Source organism: Schlesneria sphaerica (genome assembly GCF_044336245.1).
GTDB lineage: Bacteria > Planctomycetota > Planctomycetia > Planctomycetales > Planctomycetaceae > Schlesneria > Schlesneria sphaerica.
Genome location: NZ_CP172346.1, coordinates 3,230,269 through 3,248,550 on the forward strand (window position 1 = coordinate 3,230,269; position 18,282 = coordinate 3,248,550).

Consider the following 18,282-nt stretch of genomic DNA (forward strand, 5'->3'; position numbering starts at 1 on the left):
TTTTAATAATATCGCAATGACGAAATGGCGCGGCCGTTCATGCGCGGTTCTCGCTTCCGGGCACACCGTCGCCCGCTGAGCAGGCCCAGCGTAAGAATCGATCGGTCAGCCCCGTGTGCCAGAAGCGGACGTGAGCAACCGCCGCCAGGAGGAACGCGGTGAACAGACTGACGATCGCTCCGATGATGACGCTGAGAGGGCGGTAGCGCCAGACAACGATATCTCCCTTCGCTGGAGCGTCCACAGCCCGAAATTGGCCTATCTGACGCGCTTCCGTTGGGATGCCATTCTTCTCGACAGTCCAGCCCGGATAGGCAAGTTCTGTGAGAATGAGAGGCTCATCCGGTTTCGGAGCCTGCTCGACGACGACCTTGCGAGTTCCCCGTCCCCACGGACTTTCCGGTCGATTCGAAACGCTCACTCCGTTCGCGCCGATACGGGCACGTCCGGGATACGAAACGGCGTCGCCGCCTGCTTCCCGCTGCTTGAACCGATACAAATGGATCGGTTCCATGCGTCCCCAGATCCGATTGAGAAACGGGTCGACCCCTTTCCACAAAAGCTCGACGCCCCAACCTTGTTCGTCGAGAGGTTCAAAATTGAGAACGTGTGTCACGCCCGCCTGACTGAGCCATTCGAGGTAGGGGGTGGATGCGGGAGTCGGCCGACCCGAGGGAAGCGGTTTGGGAGAATCCGGCATCGCAAACTGGGAATCGACATACTCTGCAGGAGCGATCCCCAGATACCAGGGGACGCACGACACACCGAGCAGTGTCCCGACATTGGGACCCGGCGATACCAGCCGCGGCAGCTCCTTTTCGCCAGCCAGCAGCTTTCGAACAGGGCTGTCCTCACGGAACGAAATTGCCGGCTTCGACACGATCGCCGTATAGGTCACCATGCGACTCACCATCCACAGGTCCCCGGTCGTCGAGGCGAAGATCGCCCCTATGACGATCCCCCGTGCGGTCATCGGCCAGGCGCAGCGCTGCAGGTGACTGAGCATCTGCCCCGCCAGCAGTGCGATGGCAAACGTAGTCACGATCCCGTATCGCCCCGGCCCCCGAAAGAAGCTGAAGCCGGGCAAATGCTTTCCTATGGGCAGCAGCCATCCCGTTGCGTAGATGAGTGCCACGGTTCCCACCATCAGCCAGTAACCGGTGGTGCCATTCAACACGGATGCGTTCGCCTGAGCGTTATTCGATGAACGCCGGTGTCGAGCCCAGCGGATGACGGCAAATGCAGCCAGCAGCAGCGGGACGAGTCCACAGTACACGTGGGCCTCGACCTTATTGGTTCCCGTTTCCAATGCAGCAAGGCGTGCCTGCCGAATCGCCTCGTCAAGCTCGTGGTTGGGACCGAAAAGCTGCCACGGCGCAACCAGTTCTGCCAGCGTTCGCACCAGATTGTCTTCCCCGATCGCCTGCGGACTGTACCAGCACCACGGAGCAATCAGCTGGGTCACATAGAGCGGGGGCATGTGTCCGTAAGCAGGATCGTAGTCGCTTCCCGCCACCACGCGCGAACTGCGCTGCTTCAGTTCCCATGAGGGAACCAGTTGAACTCCCGCCAGACAAACCCCGGCGATGCCCGCCAGAATCAGTGCCAGCGCACCGCGTGACACACGTCCTTGTTCCGTCCCGGGATGGACTTGCACCTGTTGAGAATGCTCCGCCCAAAGCCGCCATGTGGCATAACTGGCAACCATCAACTGGGTAATAAAAGCCAGGTGGTAATGTCCCGCCAGCAACTGCAGCCCCAGCGCAATGCTCAGACCGATCGAGTACCGCCACAAGCGGGTCTGAAGAAAAGACTCCACACAGTACATCGCGACGGGGAGCCAGCAGCCCGTCAAAATGGCCCATTCCAGACAGGAGCGGGGCGGAAACCACCCGAAGGTGAAAACCAGACCCGTCAGCATCGCACCTCGCCCCGAATTCCCAACCCGCAAGGCGAAGAGTGCCGTAGCGACGAAGCAAATCAGATAATGGAGAAGATGCTGGACGTTGTACGCCGTATTCACCGAGAGTAGACCGTACAAAACGACGTGCAAGGGATAAGCCGCCCCCGTTTGACTCTCTCCCAGGATGGGATAACCAAAGCCGGTGAGATCGTTCCACAGCGGCAATTCCCCCGCACGAAGACAATCCGCATAGAAGACCTTCTGGGGGAAGAAGTACGGATACAGGTCCCCGCCAATAAAACCGTATCCAAAGAAGAGCGGCCACCAGAACAGGAACGTCAGGGCGAAGGCCACCAGCAACAAGCAGAAATAGCGTCCAGTGTTAAACATGGCCGTAGTTTAACGTTCCCTCATCGCCATGCGAGGCTGGAAACCTGCCGTCCATGTCCGCCGGGGTACATCACTTCCGTTGCGAAGCCCTGCCTGTCCAAAGAACGATCTGACGGCCCGATTGTGAATCACCTTCATCCGGAAATGGGAATAACGACTTCCAAACGATGGCCCAAACTTCGTCCGCCAAACTCGGTTCAACCGTGCAAAAAAAGAGCGAGCCCACATTTCTGGTGGCTCGCTCTTTTTGGCTCAGATTGGCCCCCTAGGCCTTGTTGGCACAGCCGGTCAAGACATCGCTGTTTCACAACAATCGGGAGCGTTGCTCAGGGTCAGAAGAATAATCTCTTCATCGGTCGCCAGTCCCAGGTCGTACATCATGCTGACCACATTCACCTGCGTGACTTTTTTTACAATTAACTGAATCAGAGGGGTCGCCGTCTCAATCAGTTGGGTCCTCATCCGTTTCAACAGAACCGTGGCGGCCGCCGAATTGGCCCCACGGACCAGTCGAAGTTCCGATGGTGTCAGAACTCCTGACATGCGAACGAGGAGCATGTCGCCAATTAAATGGGTCCGAATCTGTTGAGGTCCGCGTCCGAAGTACTCCAATTCAAACTTCACAATCAAATCCGAAATCGCTGCTTCGAGCTCGCCACGGGTGACAACGCGATCAATCGACTCGAACAAACCTGGATCCTCGCAAGCGGGCAACGAATTATCACACGAATTCCGTGAGGTCAGACAATCTGATGGCGTGAGTGTAGAGGGCATCGAAAAAGGGGTTCTCTCGAGAGGACAACAACGAGGGGGCGATTGCCCCCCGGCGCGGTCTCGATGAGCCACCGCGCCGACAGGGCGGATCGTTATTCGGTAAAAAACCGAAAAAGAAATTATCGGGGAACGGAGGGGACACCCCGAGACTGGCTACCACCGCTTGAAGTGGAATCCGAAGTGAACAGAGAGCCCTGCAGGCATTCGCCGCCCAGTTTCTGCGTCACTTCGTCAATGACGTCTGCCAGTGGCTTCTTCATCGCTTCAGGCGCCGACTGGAGAACGGAATCCCGTACGGCTCCTAGCGCCGTTCCGATCGCAAGTCCCTTCAACTTGTTGATCTCTGGTCCCAGCGTTTCGCTGAGCATGGAAATCCAGGACTTACTCGGGGGTGCTGATGACTGAGGCGCGCTGCTCAAGGGACGCAGTGTGGAATCATTCGCAGCGTATTGGACCACGGTGGGAGGAACCGTATTCGTCGGACTGGGCGCAAATTCTTCATAAGGCCGACTCGATAACCCCTGGATTCCCGAGTGGCCGTAGGATTTTGACCTTGTTCGAGGTTCCGCACTGGGGCGGTGCAGAAGCGATGCGCCGACATATCCCACTGCCACAGCACCCATCATGGAGATCCAGGGGTGCTTCTCGACATGTTGTGAGATATCGAAAGCTCCTTTGACGCTTTCGACTCCATCGTAGAGTGTCGTGCGAACATCCTGCACCGTCCCTTGTACGGCGTCAGTGACAGTTCCGACCGTTTCCGAGACGGTAGCCGTAGCGGTTTGTACTGTTTCCAGCACATTGGCCGTCGCCTCTTGTACGGTGGCGGTTGCCGTTTCGACTGTCTCGGCGACTTTTCCTTCGAGCAACTCGATCTTGTGAGCCAGTGACTCACGCGATTCTTCCATTTGAGCCAGGAGTTCGTCCTGTTCACGTGCTATTTCGGTGTCGACAGCCATTCGGTGTCCTCTTTCATTGCTTGTGCAGTTTTGGGAGTCAGGGCTTCAACGGATTTCATCTGGTTGACGCCGATCCCCACTGCGATGGCCCCTAAAACCACAATAAAAGCTCCGACAATCCCGTAGCACATCCACAGTGACAACGTCGGAACCTGAGTAGACAGCAAGTGAACCAGCATCAGACAGACCAGAATCAATCCGACTTGCAGGACTGCAAATCCCGCCCCCAGGAACGAGGCACCGGTTGTTGCCGTCTTTAAGTCCTGCTTGATTTCGTTCCGAAACAGAGCCAGATGCTGAATACCCAGGTTCTGAAGATCGCTCACGATTCCGCTGACGAGTTCAGTCACCGAGGGCTCCACACCCGGCTCGGGGGAAATGGAAGTTGACATGGATTATGTCCTTGATGAAGTAGCTCGCGCGACAAGAACCCCCAGACCGATCCCGATCAGCAGGGCGGGAATCGGATTCTTGCGAATGACCGATGAGACATCCTGCATGATGCCGTCGAGGCCTTCACGTTCCAGGTATTCGCCCGTCTCGGTCAATCGCTGGGCAACAGCCGAGGAAGCCTGACCCAGACGCCCCTCCTGGGGGATGTTGTGACGGACGGCTTCGCCCGCGGCCTTCAAACCGCCACCGATCGCACATGCTGCGTCTTCGGCTTTCTGGTCCAGGTACGACCCTGCGCTTGCAATCCCCTTCGAGGCATTGCAGGCCGCTTCGCTGGCCTGGTCAGCCACGTACCCGGCAGCCTTCCGTACATTGTCCACGGCACCCTGGGCGCCTTGAGCAACGGCCTGCGAGGCTTCCTGGACTTTGTTCTTCGCCATTGTTGTTGTGTCTGCCATGATACTCGTACTCCTGTTCGTAAGGTTTGGAACCACGGTGTCGAAGACTGACATCGTGGAGTATAGCAATAGCGATTAGCGTGCCAGTCGCTTTTTCGACCTGTGGAACTGTTTACTGGCTGAAAACGGATCGACTGGCACGTTATCGCAAGCAGCACATCTGGGTGCATGACTGGTTGGCGTTCGTGCTGTTCGAAGGCCACTCATCGTCACTCAATCTGAAATGCGTGTGCACACATCCGTCAGGGAGTCGTCGGCGTGACGGGAACCGCATCAGTTCCCTTATGATCCCCTGTCTTTTCCACTTCCTTTTCCGTCGTAATGGTCGTCGTACCACCCGGGGTCTGAATCTTGGTCTCATCCTTCACGGTGGAGGTCTCCGAACAACCTACGAAGAATCCCGTGGTCAAAGCGAGCAGGCAGGTGGTGGAAATCAGGTTTCGCATTCTCAAAGTCCTTTCAACACAACTCAAAACAAGGTGCCCGGGATTTTTCTGTGATCGACAATGATCGACGATGTTACCCGGGCCCGAATCTCTGTCTCTTACAATTCAGTACAACCCACAGCACGTATCAGGAATGTCCGAAGCGACATCACTTGAGGGCGCGGATAAAGTCGTCAAGTTCTTTCTCAGCCCGGTCTTTGGCGTAGCCGTACTTCTGCTGGAGCAGACCTGCAAGCTGGTCCCGCTTACCGGCGACGACAGTCAAGTCGTCATCCGTAAGCTTTCCCCACTTTTCCCTGATCTGGCCCTGGAGCTGTTTCCAGCCTCCCTCGATCTGATCCCAGTTCATGATTTTCTCCTTCTCTCATCCTCAAATCGTGTTACGGACTTACAGGGGAAACACCCCAAATCTGTTTGCAAATTTGACCAGCGGTTAATGAGCTGCTGCGCCCAACATCGTCGCGCCGACTGCGGTTGACTCCGTTTCCGGCGTCATGGAACACTCTCCGGGAGGGCACGATTGGTGATCGCAGATCAGTACAGGCAGCCGCGCCTGAAACAACTTCTTCGACTCAACAAGGCTTGTGACCACGAAGCTCGCCCCCGCCATTTCGAGCTGCTGACGGTCATGGGCACGGCTTCGCTTGGGTCCGAAACGCCCGACCACAATTGGCACATTGGGTGCCGCTGCGTGCAGTCGCTTACACAGATACTTTGCGTGACCCATCCCCCCCGGGGGGGTCGACGCAATGTAAATCATGGCTGGTGCCGAACCCCTGACTTCCGCAGCCAGCTCTGACGAAAGGGTTTCAAGCGATTGGATCTGCACGTCGAAGTGCAGAGGATCCAGCAGACGCTCTAGCATCGTCAGAACCACAACATCGGACTCGTTCGCACCCGGACACGCCAGGATGCGTGCGCGAGGGGCCGACAGGGCTGACTCCCTCTGCAGTTCCGACTCTTCTTCGGATTCCTCCTTATTTACCACACACAGGGGCACTTCATTGAGGCACTCCCGCATCGTGGTATGAATGGCTTCCTGTTCTTCCTCGTCCAGGAATCCCCGCTGGACGTCGCGGTTGGAGTAGACCAGAGCAGGAACAAATAATTGGTCATAAATTTCATCAGGGACGGAATCGGCGTCTTTCATCCGCTTTTCGATCAGTTTTTTGGCTTCGTGCTCATCCCCAAGCATCAGTCGCTGGTAAAGGCTCTGGTCGGCGGAGAGAGCCGGTTTATCACCCAGCAACAGATAGAGAAATCGTAGTGATTCGACGTTTTTACCGAGTACAACCAGGCAAACGGCGAAGGGTGCAGAGAGGACCAGTCCAACCGGGCCCCACAGGAACAACCAGAACGCCGCCGAAATGATCATCGCCGTGGCAGACACTCCAATGGTGTGTCCGAACAACAACGGCTCCACCACATTATTGGAGATCAGCTCAATCACCAGGACGAAAGCCAGCACCGACATGGGTTGCCAAAGCCCGTCTGACATCGCGAAACTCATCGCGATGGGGAAGATCGCGCCCACCCAAGGTCCGATATAAGGAATGAAGCGGAGTGCCGCGGCCAGAAATCCCCAGAGGATGGCGTAGGGAACCCCCAGCAGCAGCAACCCGATCGTCAGCACAACCCCAAATCCCCCGTTGACCAGCGCGACCATTCCCAGATAGCGGCTGACACGGTCGGTAATATCTTCGACCGCTTTACTGGTCCCTGCCAGTCGCGCCCGACCCGCCAGCAGAACAATGCGATCCCGTAGGTCTTCACGCTCAATCAGGAAGAACATCAGCAGGACGAAGGCGAAGGCGAGCGTCGCTAAGGTTTCGAATGCAGAACCGAGGTATTCCGTGTAGTTGAACCACGACTCGCCACCGGGAGTCACGACAACGGGCCCCGGCGCTCCCTCTTGTTCAGACGTAGGGACGGTTTTTTTTCCATTCGCGGGAAGTTGCAGTTCCTCGCTGATCTCCTGGATCATTTCAGCAATATGTTCTCGTGTCGGCCCTGAACCAAATTCTTTGAGAGCCCTGACTTTCGCTTTTATTCTTTCCGTATTCCGAGGAAGTTCCTCCAGCATCCCCGTCACCTGTGTCGTCAACAGCCAGCCGATGCCAAAGAGAATCACGCCCGCGATTCCTGCAGCGATTACCACTGAAGCGATTCGATGAATTCCCCGTCGGTTCAGTGCCGTCACGATGGGATTCAGCAGGAACGTCAACAGCACCGCCAGAGCGATCGGAATCAGGACAGGGCGTCCCCATTGCAAAGCCATTACGACGATACATGTCACCACAGCCCCTGTGAGGACAACAGTCGCCCGTTGAATGGTGGGAACGGAACGGGAATTGGACACGGTAAGCGATCCCTCAATCAAGCACGAATATCGCCAGGACGAAAAACAGATTCGAGAAGGGGAGCAACGCCGCTAATGAAGGCTTCCCTGCAGAGTGACAAAAAACCGGAGCGAACGGCGGCGCATTCAAACGTGCGAAGAGCACACGTCTTACGAAAGATGCGAAGTACGACTTTTCACCGAAAAACCGTACTTCGTGCCTTTATGAGTCGGGGCGACAGTTCTGTCGGATGGCAGACCACGAGCTGTGATGACTGCAGTGGGAAGATGTCCCGATGGCTGAGTGAGGCGACCTAACCTGCACCTCGCTCCGAAGAACGGAGAGAGGGCAAGGTTAGCAGGATACTGGTAGCAGCGTCCTGAGCTGGTCGGTCGCTAGACCGGCGGTACCCGTCGTCCTGTCAAAAGCGAGAACAGGAAGAGAACGAGGAACACCACAAACAACACTCTTGCAATCCATGCGGCATCTCCCGCAATTCCACCAAAGCCCAAAGCCCCTGCGATCAATGCGACAATTAAAAATGTCAGCGCCCAGTTTAACATGGTAGTCCCCGCCAGAAGGTGAAGTTGAGAGATGCCGAAAATGACATCAAACTGAAGTCGCAAGCTGGATTGATCTCGCTGGATCTCTGCGGAAATCTCCCGCTCTCCTAAGCCTGGTCAGCAATCTGACCAGCAGAACCAACGTGCCTAAAGCGGCTTGCTTCTGCCTTCATCCGATTGCAAACAGGATGCCACGACTAAAAACAGCCACTCGGAATTTGCGACGGGAGGGCCGTCCGGAGTTCATCAGGCAATGTCCGTACGCCTGTAAATCAGGCCTTTCTGAGCTACTGATTGGATTACCAGATTTTCCCCCGGAAACTCTGAGAATGAGCGGTTTCGTTCCACGCTGATTCTGGGACGTACAAACTTCAGTGACTCTACCGCACCAGTTCCTGTTCCCCTCGACCAAATAAGTTGGGCCGCTATACGTAGCTGATCGTACGAGATAGTGATTTCTCTCGTAACACGAATAACGCAGATTCCCGCCCACTAAGATACCGCGGTAGAGTTCCCAGCTTGCCTCATCACGATTGCGGAACGTCCGCTCCGTGATGAGGAATCCGCGGTTGCCGCGAATTCGCGCCGTTCGGTGCGGCGGCGTCAACGAGAGGTTCCCCAACAGTCACCACCCCCCATCCGCTTCCAACAAGCGACTTCCCTTGTAAGGGGATGCCAGGACAGGGGAGTCAAATCAACCCGAAGAGGGGAATTCTGCGTGCTACGGTTGGTGACCCATTACTTACCAATCCATCCTTTTGGGGGACCAAGCCAAAGTAGGGACGCTCATAGAGAACTGGTATAGCGGCCCGACTAACGGACGAACGGACTGGTGCATCACCACACAGCCCAACCGGAACTCTTCCTGAATGTTTCGAAAGGTCCGAACGCCCTCCGCAGCCGTGTTGCGGGTCGTCACAAGTCCCGTTGGCGCAATCACCTCTCTTGCCGCTGATCAGCGACGTTCGCCAGATCTTTGACCCGGGCCATGTCGGATAAAGGGGTGCCAGTCCCTACCTCTCAAGTCTCTGGCACGCGTTCTGCTTAATGATCACTTTCGGAATGGAGCAGTCCCTTATCGCGTGACCGCTGCCTTCTTTCCACCTACATCGAAAGTGGACAAGCAACGCTGACGCTCGAAGCTCGATTAGCTGAGGCCAGACAGCAAGGCCCGTTTCTCCTCCGCATTGTCGGGGTATCGGGAAACCTGGCGGTGCCGATTCGACAAGATTGACTTTGAGATCCTCGCTCCGTGTCGGGTCGGTACTCGACAGATGGACTTGGGTAAGACCTCTGTGAAGGAACATTGACCATGACAGCCACGACCCATCAAACCGCAGTGATCGGTGTTTTTCGTAATCACGCCGATGCCAACAATTGCTACCTCGACCTGCTCCGTCGAGGGTTTAAGTCCAGCGACATCAATCTGATGATGTCCGATGAAACTCGAACTCAGGTCTTCTCGGGTGGAGAGGAACCGGACGAAGAAATCGAGGCCCGCGTCGAATCGATGGACAATGAAGGTCCTAATGTGGCTGCAGTCGCCATCTGCACTCAGCGGAAAACCAAACAGGCAACACAGACCCTCTCGCCCGAAGGGATGGGCCTGGGTGGCAGTATCGGCACGATTGCGGGTGCGACACTCGCCGCACTGGCCGCCGCAGGAACCACCGTCGTTATTCCCGGCCTTAGCCTCGTCGTGGCCGGCCCCCTCATGGCTGCCTTCGCTGGCGGTGGTGCCGGGGCTTTAGCGGGTGGAATCATCGGCGGGTTGGCCGGTATCGGAGTTCCCGCCCCTGTTGCAGAGGACTATCGCCAGGCCTTGTTCGATGGGGGCGCCGTGATCAGTGTGCAAACCCGTCCTGAAGACGGGGATGAAGTTGTTGATCTGATGACTCTCAACGCCGGGGAACATGTGACTCGCACCGAGTGGTAAGCGGGCGAGAACATCTCCCAGAGCGATCCGACGTGCAAAACTGCGGATCGAATCAGGCCGCAATCTTGCTACCCTGATGACGCATCTACGAGTAACCCAACGCCCGTCGCGTGACGGAAGCGGGCTCTTTCAAAGGAGGAAAATCATGTCGATATCCACAGTCAACGCGGAAAGGCCCGAAGTGCCGACCCGTTCGCTCGAGCGAGGTCGTGAGCAGTTTCAGGATCGATCCCATGAAAGATCACTTGAGCGAAGTATTGAGCGTGAGCCACAGCCCAATTCCTGGAAGGTTGTTGCTGCTGGTTCGGTCGTCCCACTGGGACTCGCCGTTGCCGCCGCGGTGACGACATCGCTTACCAATCACGAGCGAGTCGCGATGACTGCCTGGATTGCGGTCGCAGTGGTTGGCTCCGCCTCCGTCATCTCCAGCGCCGTGGCGTCCAGCCGACGGTCAGTCAATGTCGATCGGCAGGACTCAGGGGCAAAGGCCCGTGGCCTGAACGTGGGCAACCGCGATGACCGCGGCATGCCCTCTGGCAACATCGACCGATAGCCTCGTATTTGCATGGTCTACGTCAGGATCTCGTGCAGTCGAAAAAAGGAAGAGGCGTGGATGGCTGTCCGCGCCTCGCGCTGCTGAATGACGTGACGAGTGCCGAATTAAATTCAGCGAAATGCTTCTATGGCCTTCTGTCACTGATGTCCGAGTCAGCAGGATGCCATGTCATTGCAACAATGCTGTCTGCCCCAGTGGGACAAGCCAACGACTGACCTGAACGTCAGCAGTCTCTTTGCGTGAGATCACTTCTTTTCTCACGCGCATTCTCGGTGCGATCGTCGAGAATGCGCTCATGGATTGATCCCATTCCTCAATCACCTTACTTACAAATCGTCCCAATCTTCCGGAGAACCTTCATGTCTGAAAGCGGGCCAACTCATCAATCACCGTCCCCCATGGGCGCCACCGTGGAGAATGATGGAGTGACATTTCGTGTCTGGGCACCTCACGCTCAACAGGTTTCTGTCGTCGGCACATTCAATGACTGGAACGGAGAGGCGAACCCACTCGTCCGAGATGAAGCAGATCACTGGTCGACGAAAGTTGCGAATGCCAAGTTCGGCGATGAGTATCGTTTTCGAATCATTAACGGAGACCAGGAACTTCTCCGCATTGACCCTTATGCCCGGGAAGTGACGAACTCCATCGGCAACGGTGTGATCTCGGATAGGAGCTTCGACTGGGAAGGTGATGCCTTTGTCATGCCCCCACGTAATGAACTCGTCATCTATGAAATGCATATCGGGACTTATAACCCCACCACCCCCGATCACCCGGGTGGCTTCGAAGAAGCGATCGAAAAATTTGATCATCTCGTGCAGCTTGGTGTGAACGCCATCGAAGTCATGCCGACTGCAGAATTCGCGGGGGACTACTCGTGGGGCTACAACCCGGCACACATTTTCGCCGTCGAAACAACTTACGGCGGCCCACGAGCGCTCAAGCAATTCGTGAAAGAAGCACATCGCCGCGGCATCGCCGTCATCCTGGATGTTGTCTACAACCATTTTGGCCCGAGTGATCTGGACCTGTGGCAATTCGATGGCTGGAGTGAGAACGACGGTGGGGGTATCTACTTCTACAACGACTGGCGCGCCGAAACGCCCTGGGGACGGAATCGTCCCGATTACGGACGAAAAGAAGTCCGACGCTTCATCGAGGACAACGCCAACTTCTGGCTGGAGGATTTTCACCTCGACGGACTCCGTTACGACATGACATTGTTCATTCGAACTGTTCGGGGAGACAGCGACCCCCAGGCCGAGTTACCCGATGGCTGGAACCTGATTCAGGGGATGAACGGGGCAATCCGCGCCAAGTATCCGGCGAAACTGCTGATCGCAGAGGATCTTCAGAACAATGACTGGTTAACCAAGGATCCGGCTGAAGGAGGCGCTGGCTTTCACCTGCAATGGGATGCTCAGTTTGTCCACCCCATCCGTGCGACGGTCACGACGGTTGAGGATCAGGATCGCTCGCTCGACAGCGTCATCAGTGCCCTGCTGGCCTCCTACAATGGCGATCCCTTCCAGCGGGTGATTTACAGCGAATCCCACGACGAGGTTGCCAACGGTAAACAACGTGTCCCTTCGGAAATTGATCCCGAGGATCCGGGCAACTACTTCGCGAAAAAGCGGTCCACGCTCGCCGCAGGTCTCGTCTTCACCGCGGCAGGGGTTCCCATGCTGTTTCAGGGACAGGAATTTCTTGAGGGGGGCTGGTTTCAGGACACCGTCCCCCTCGACTGGGCGCATACCGAAGAGTACAGCGGAATTGTGCGACTTTACCGTGACCTGATCCGGCTGAGGCTGAACCAGACAGGCAAGACCCGGGGATTGTGTGGATCAGGTTGTCACGTGTTCCACTCGAATCCCGCTGACAACCTGCTGGCCTTTCACCGCTGGTACGATCATGGTCCCGGTGACGATGTCATTGTGGTGTTGAACCTCGCCAACGAGGAACGGAGTGATTATCTCCTGGGGTTCCCTGCGGAGGGGACCTGGAAACTGCGCCTGAATTCGGACTGGAAAGGTTACAGTGCGGACTTTGCTAACATCCCCAGCAGCGACGTCACTACCCAGGACGAGGCACGGGACGGTTATGAATGTTCCGCCCCGATCTCCATCGGCCCCTATTCGATGCTGATCTTCTCACAAGACGCCTGAGGCCGACGGGATTCAATCCCGGGTCACTGGTCGCGAAATCCGGAAGTGACGTTACATCGCCACTGATTTCAAAAAGCCCGGGCCGAGAGAGCGATAGCACCAAGCAGACTACATATTCGCAAATAGTCAGTGATTATTTCAATTAGACCCGTCGATGGTCGATCAAGAGACCCTCGACGGGTCTTCGTTTATTCCGCCAGAGCAACTTCAAGGAGAGGGCTCCAAAGACTAACCTTAATACGGCGGCTTCAGTTGTATATCGACGTCTTCGAACGCGGTCCATCAACCTTGATGAGCGTGGCCGATGGCTCTTAGCCCCCTCACGCTGCTCCTCACTCCCGTTCGCTAGGGGACTTTCCATACTCCCGCCCGGCATCTGATTGCCCGAACAGGCATCACGGGAACAAGGGCGAAACAGGGGTGCCTCTGGTAGCAATCCCCGCCCTGGTGGTGGCGATGAGGGGGTCAGTGAGGGGGCTTGCCGTAGAGCGGGACTGAGCTGATTCGCCCTGAGTGATTCCGATACCGAGAGATGTCTCCGCAGACCTTCCTCTCGTTCGGCTGAGAGAGCCTTTCGGCGTTCTTCCTACAGCTCGAGTTCTTCATCCCCTGAGAGCTTCTTCACCCCGTTTTCCCCCTGTTTCCGAAGCGATTGGACGATCATCGTGCGAATCGTAGGGCCGCCGAGCAGGCGTCTGGGAGAGATGTTCAGCCATAGCACGATGATGCCCCCGAAAGAGCCCTTGTGAGTAATGAATTCCGTTCGGCACACATCTTGCGTTTACCTTCTGCCAAGCAATTGCCTCACCTACATCGCGACTCACTTTCACAATAAGGGGTAACTCAAATGACACCACTCGACGTCCCACTGATCATTGCCGCCGCCGAATATTCTCTGGTCTATCTGCTGTTAGGAGGGGGATTCTTCGGAGCCTTCGTGATCTATGTCATCGCCAAGATGCTCGGCCGATAGACAGAGCGGGTAGCCATTCACTTGACTCAGAAGGAGTTCGCCCGGCAGGTCTGCCTCCCGGGAGGAACTCCTCTCTCAAGAAATGCAGCGAGAGCGGCCAGAATCACCTCAGTGCATCAGCCCTGATGATTCTGGCCGCTCTTGTTTTTTCCGTCGATGGGTTTACCTCGACGTGTAGCCCCCCGGAACGGATCCGCCGCAGCCGATTTTCTCACCTCGCCTTCGTCAATCGCCAGGCTCTTCAGGTCGCCTTTCCGAGCGAATACGCATAAATGCGTCAACACATCTTGACGCACCGGTTCTATTTTTTAAAATTAAGAAGACGAGACCGACAGTACCGAGGCAAGGGCGGCATCCACGTTCGAGCGAGAGCCCCTGTTCGGCCCATGCGTCACCATGTCAGCGAGCTCATGTTGCTCTGGGAATTGAGCAGTGCCCTCTTTCAATGAAAGCGGGATGTCGCTCCAGAGACGTTGGCTCGTTTCCCGCCACGAACACCTGGAATCGATGGCATTCCACTTTGTGCAGCCCCCCTTAGTGCCTGTGCATCGGGTGTTGAGCACGTCAGTTCGCAACTCTCGCCCCCTGCTTCACTTGTCATTGAGAACTCGTAAAACCCCAGCCAGCGAAACGTACGAACGAACCGTATATCGAAAAGAGAAACGGAGATTTGGCGAACCGCCAGCCTGATCGCGTGAGACACGCCGGAAAAGGAAGATGCTCAAATTTTCCATGAGCATCTTCCTTTCACTTTAAAGCCCTGACACGACATATTTCCCATAAACAACTAGTGAAACAGAACTTACGCCATTCAAAAAATCCCTCAAATGGAAGATGCTCAAGTAAGGTGCTCAGGCATGATGCTCATTACGAAACGGCTCAAGCCCACTCGAAAATGGCCAATCGGCAAAACCGCGCCAGGGATTTCTCATCCCTGGCGAAGTTCCAGTTCAGAAAATCTGCCGAATTGACACTTATCTCAGCGAAACCCTAGAATTCAGGTTTTTCACCCTTATTGTCTCTGGCCGCGTAAGCAAAATGTCTCAAAACTTCGAAGAAGCTGTTCGCAAAGCCGGTGTCTTACTCGAAGCCCTCGGGTGGATTCGCCGATTCCGCGGTCGCCACGTCGTGATCAAGCTCGGCGGCAGCGCGATGGACGAAGCGGAAGCCGTGAAGCATTTTCTGACCGACGTGATCTTCATGTCGTCGGTCGGCATGCGGCCGATTCTGGTCCATGGGGGGGGCAAAGCGATTAATGCCGCGATGTCCAAGGCGGGCATTCCGCCGCGTTTCGTGCAGGGACGGCGCTATACCGACGACGAGACACTGGAGATTGTCGCCCGGGTACTCGCCGGTGAAATCTGTCAAAACCTCGTCGACGAAATTATTCGCCAGGGAGGCGACGCCCGTGCGTTGAGCTACCTGACGGTGAACTGTCTGAAAGGGAAACGCCTGACGCTTCCCGGCGAACAGGGCGAACCGATTGACCTGGGCCGTGTCGGAGAAGTGACCGACATTGATCGGGACCTGCTGCTGATGACTTGCCGTGCTGACCAGATCCCCGTGCTTCCTTCGGTGGCACTGGATGATCAGGGTGGCAAGCTGAACGTCAACGCGGATACCGCAGCGGCGGCAGTAGCCAGACTCATTCAAGCTGAAAAACTGGTGTTCTTAAGCGATGTTCCGGGCATTTACCTTGATCGAAAAGATCCGTCGACGCTGCAGTCGCATCTGACCGCCGCCCGATGTCGTGAATTGATTCGCGAAGGCATTATCGACGCCGGGATGGTTCCCAAAGTCGAAGCGGCCCTGGAAGCCCTCGAAGCGGGCGTTCAAAAAGTCCACATCATCGATGCCAGAATTCCTCACTCCGTTTTACTCGAGATTTACTCAAACGAGGGAATCGGGACCGAGATCGTCCTTTAGTTGCGAAAGCTCAGAAATCCTATGCATCCTGCTGCAACCCGTTCCAGTCAGAAAACGATCGATCAATTTGCCAAATATGTCATTCCCAACTACCGGCGATACCCGGTCTGTCTCGTCCACGGCGAGGGAAGCTACGTCTGGGATGCGGAAGGCAAGAAGTACCTCGATCTCTTTCCCGGCTGGGGTTGCAACATCCTGGGACACAGCCCGCCAAAGGTCGTCAAAGCCATTCAGCGGCAGGTCGAGCACCTGATCCACATCCCGAACACCTGGTTCACCGAAGCCCAGGGAGATTTCGCAGAATCCATCGTGACTCGCAGCTTCGGCAAAGTCTTCTTTGCCAACAGTGGCACCGAAGCGAACGAAGGGGCCATCAAGCTGGCTCGACTGCACTTCGCCAACCCGTCGGGGGGGACTCAGAAGTTCCGCGTGATCTCGTTTGAGAACGGGTTCCACGGCCGAACCTTCGGCTCCGTCACGGCCACAGCCCAGCCCAAGTATCATGAAGGTCTCGGCCCTCTGCTGCCCGGCTTCCGCTACGCTCCCTACAACGACTTGGATGCCGTCAAGGCGTTGGCCGATGATGAAACCTGTGCCGTTCTGCTGGAACCCATCCAGGGGGAAGGGGGCGTGAACATCGCCACGGAAGAGTTCCTCAAGGGACTCAGACAGCTCTGTGACGAACGGAACATGCTGCTGATCTTCGACGAAGTCCAGACCGGCATGGGCCGTACCGGACACTGGTTCGGTTATCAGCACCACGGCGTCCAGCCCGACATCATGACGCTCGCGAAAGGACTGGCGGCAGGCGTTGCCTGCGGAGCATTCGTCTGCCAGGACCACATTGCTCCCAGTCTGCGGCCCGGCATGCATGCCAGCACCTTCGGAGGCAACCCGCTCGCCATGGCTGCCGGAATCGCGACCATGCAGACAATCGAAGAAGAGGGCTTGCTCGCACATTGCCGCGAAATGTCGAACCGGTTCCACCAGCACTTCACAGAGCTGAAGAGGACATTGCCGATCATTCACGAAGTGCGATCGCGAGGCATGATGATCGGGATCGAACTCAACATTCCCGCGACTCCGGCTGTTGCCAAGTGCATGGAGCGAGGGGTCTTGATCAACGCGACTCACGATACCGTCGTCAGGCTGCTGCCCGCATTAAACATTTCGCCCGCGCAGGTGGACGAAGGGTGCAAAGTCATCACAGAGGTGCTGAAGCAGATGGCTGAAGAGGCATCCACGTCTCGCAGCTCTGAGTAGTGACACTCTACCTCCGGGTGTCGCCTCAGCGCCGGCCATGTTTGTCGCGACGATCGCACTCTCGTCGCCTGATTCAGACCGTTATTGATGGAACTATTGATTTGACGTAGTTCGTTTAACACGATCCGCAGTGCCTTTGCGACGCCAGGAACTAATACTGCCAAACGGCTTGGAAAACAACTTGTCATGCGTCATTTGAACTCACTCATGGACCTGATGCCTTCCGACGTGGAAAGCATCTTCGAACTGGTCCGCTCGTTGAAAACTCGACTGCGTGCCGGAGACCGGCCGCAGATCTTATCCGGGTATGTCATGACCCAGATCTTCGAGAAGCCGTCTCTCAGAACGAGGCTTAGCTTCGACGCAGCGATGATGCAGTTGGGTGGGGCCAGCATCTTCCTTAAAGCCGAAGACGCAGGACTGGGTGGACGTGAATCGGTCGAAGATGTCGCGCGCGTGATCGGGGGATATTCGGACGTCATCACGCTGAGAACGTTTTCCCAGCAGTTGATTGACGACTTCATCAAACATTCCGGTGTGGCCGTTATCAACGGCCTGTCGGATGAGCGTCACCCCTGTCAGGCTTTGACAGACCTCTTCACCATGCAGGAAGTCCTGGGTGATGTGCGCGGTCGAAAGTGCGTGTTCGTAGGTGACGGTAACAACGTCGCGAATTCACTGGCGATTGCTGCCGCCCTGTGCGGAATGAACTTCACTGTCTGCGCTCCCGAGAGTCACCGTTTGGAAGCAGGCCTGTTGAAAGAACTGGTCGACAAGATTCCTGCAGCGAATGTCGTCCAGACCGACTGCTTTGAATCAGCCCTGAAAGACGCCGACATCGTCTACACCGATGTCTGGACCAGCATGGGACAAGAAGACGAAGCGGAAGAACGGCAGAAAATCTTTGGCGGGTATCAGGTCAATCAGAACCTGATGAAGCTCGCCCCCAAGAGCTGCTACTTCATGCATTGCCTGCCTGCCAAACGGGGCCTGGAAGTAACGGATGAGGTGATCGACAGCAAACAGAGCATCGTCTTCCAGCAGGCCGAAAATCGGATGCATCTGGCCAAAGGATTGATGCTCTGGGTGCTGGAGAAGTCACTCTGACCGCATTGGGTCACTCACCTGATTGACGACGCCACGCCAGGAAGATCTCAGAACAGCGTCAACAACCGGGACACCAGCATCGACAAATCATGCCCCTGCGAGAGACGGATATCGAATTCCCGGCAGGA

At 56.3% G+C, this 18,282-nt stretch carries 16 protein-coding genes; 7 read left to right on the top strand and 9 right to left on the bottom strand.

Going from position 1 to position 18,282, the window contains the following annotated elements:
• Positions 1 to 37 precede the first annotated feature (37 nt).
• From ACGY09_RS11815 to ACGY09_RS11855, 9 genes are all read right to left on the bottom strand, one after another.
• A complete protein-coding gene (locus tag ACGY09_RS11815; protein WP_397571676.1) occupies positions 38 to 2,293 on the bottom strand; it encodes a hypothetical protein in 2,256 nt (751 codons plus the stop codon).
• A 288-nt stretch (positions 2,294 to 2,581) separates the two neighbouring features.
• Positions 2,582 to 2,983, bottom strand: a complete 402-nt coding sequence (locus ACGY09_RS11820) for a DUF2294 domain-containing protein (protein WP_397571677.1) — start codon at positions 2,981 to 2,983, stop codon at positions 2,582 to 2,584.
• Positions 2,984 to 3,186: 203 nt separating this feature from the next.
• Positions 3,187 to 4,026: a hypothetical protein gene (locus ACGY09_RS11825; RefSeq protein ID WP_397571678.1), complete on the bottom strand. Its 840-nt coding sequence runs from the start codon at positions 4,024 to 4,026 to the stop codon at positions 3,187 to 3,189.
• The gene (locus ACGY09_RS11830) at positions 4,005 to 4,418 is read right to left on the bottom strand and encodes a phage holin family protein (RefSeq protein WP_373650046.1); all 414 of its coding nucleotides are present in this window, start codon (positions 4,416 to 4,418) and stop codon (positions 4,005 to 4,007) included. The genes ACGY09_RS11825 and ACGY09_RS11830 overlap by 22 nt, the downstream gene beginning before the upstream one ends.
• Positions 4,419 to 4,421: 3 nt before the next feature.
• Complete coding sequence (locus ACGY09_RS11835) at positions 4,422 to 4,877, bottom strand: hypothetical protein (protein ID WP_373650045.1); 456 nt, start codon at positions 4,875 to 4,877, stop codon at positions 4,422 to 4,424.
• 242 nt (positions 4,878 to 5,119) lie between these two features.
• A complete protein-coding gene (locus ACGY09_RS11840) occupies positions 5,120 to 5,323 on the bottom strand; it encodes a hypothetical protein (RefSeq protein WP_373650044.1) in 204 nt (67 codons plus the stop codon).
• Between the two features lie 148 nt (positions 5,324 to 5,471).
• The gene (locus ACGY09_RS11845; RefSeq protein ID WP_373650043.1) at positions 5,472 to 5,672 is read right to left on the bottom strand and encodes a CsbD family protein; all 201 of its coding nucleotides are present in this window, start codon (positions 5,670 to 5,672) and stop codon (positions 5,472 to 5,474) included.
• Positions 5,673 to 5,756: 84 nt separating this feature from the next.
• Positions 5,757 to 7,682, bottom strand: coding sequence for an AI-2E family transporter (locus ACGY09_RS11850; protein WP_397571679.1), 1,926 nt, complete (start codon positions 7,680 to 7,682; stop codon positions 5,757 to 5,759).
• Between the two features lie 375 nt (positions 7,683 to 8,057).
• A complete protein-coding gene (locus ACGY09_RS11855; protein ID WP_373653848.1) occupies positions 8,058 to 8,225 on the bottom strand; it encodes a DUF1328 domain-containing protein in 168 nt (55 codons plus the stop codon).
• Between the two features lie 1,312 nt (positions 8,226 to 9,537).
• On the opposite strand from ACGY09_RS11855, the gene ACGY09_RS11860 reads away from it, so the two are divergent.
• From ACGY09_RS11860 to argF, 7 genes are all read left to right on the top strand, one after another.
• Entirely contained in the window at positions 9,538 to 10,161 is a 624-nt protein-coding gene (locus ACGY09_RS11860; RefSeq protein ID WP_373650041.1) for a hypothetical protein, read from the top strand.
• A 145-nt stretch (positions 10,162 to 10,306) separates the two neighbouring features.
• Complete coding sequence (locus tag ACGY09_RS11865) at positions 10,307 to 10,714, top strand: hypothetical protein (RefSeq protein ID WP_373650040.1); 408 nt, start codon at positions 10,307 to 10,309, stop codon at positions 10,712 to 10,714.
• Positions 10,715 to 11,076: 362 nt separating this feature from the next.
• Complete coding sequence (locus ACGY09_RS11870; protein ID WP_373650039.1) at positions 11,077 to 12,885, top strand: alpha-amylase family glycosyl hydrolase; 1,809 nt, start codon at positions 11,077 to 11,079, stop codon at positions 12,883 to 12,885.
• An 847-nt stretch (positions 12,886 to 13,732) separates the two neighbouring features.
• Positions 13,733 to 13,858 carry a hypothetical protein gene (locus ACGY09_RS11875; RefSeq protein ID WP_373650037.1) on the top strand — a complete coding sequence of 42 codons (126 nt, stop codon included), beginning with the start codon at positions 13,733 to 13,735 and terminating at the stop codon, positions 13,856 to 13,858.
• A 1,038-nt stretch (positions 13,859 to 14,896) separates the two neighbouring features.
• A complete protein-coding gene (gene argB, locus ACGY09_RS11880) occupies positions 14,897 to 15,784 on the top strand; it encodes an acetylglutamate kinase (protein ID WP_373650036.1) in 888 nt (295 codons plus the stop codon).
• Between the two features lie 21 nt (positions 15,785 to 15,805).
• Positions 15,806 to 17,047, top strand: a complete 1,242-nt coding sequence (locus tag ACGY09_RS11885) for an aspartate aminotransferase family protein (RefSeq protein WP_397571680.1) — start codon at positions 15,806 to 15,808, stop codon at positions 17,045 to 17,047.
• A gap of 186 nt (positions 17,048 to 17,233) precedes the next feature.
• Entirely contained in the window at positions 17,234 to 18,154 is a 921-nt protein-coding gene (argF, locus tag ACGY09_RS11890; protein ID WP_373650034.1) for an ornithine carbamoyltransferase, read from the top strand.
• Positions 18,155 to 18,282: the final 128 nt, after the last annotated feature.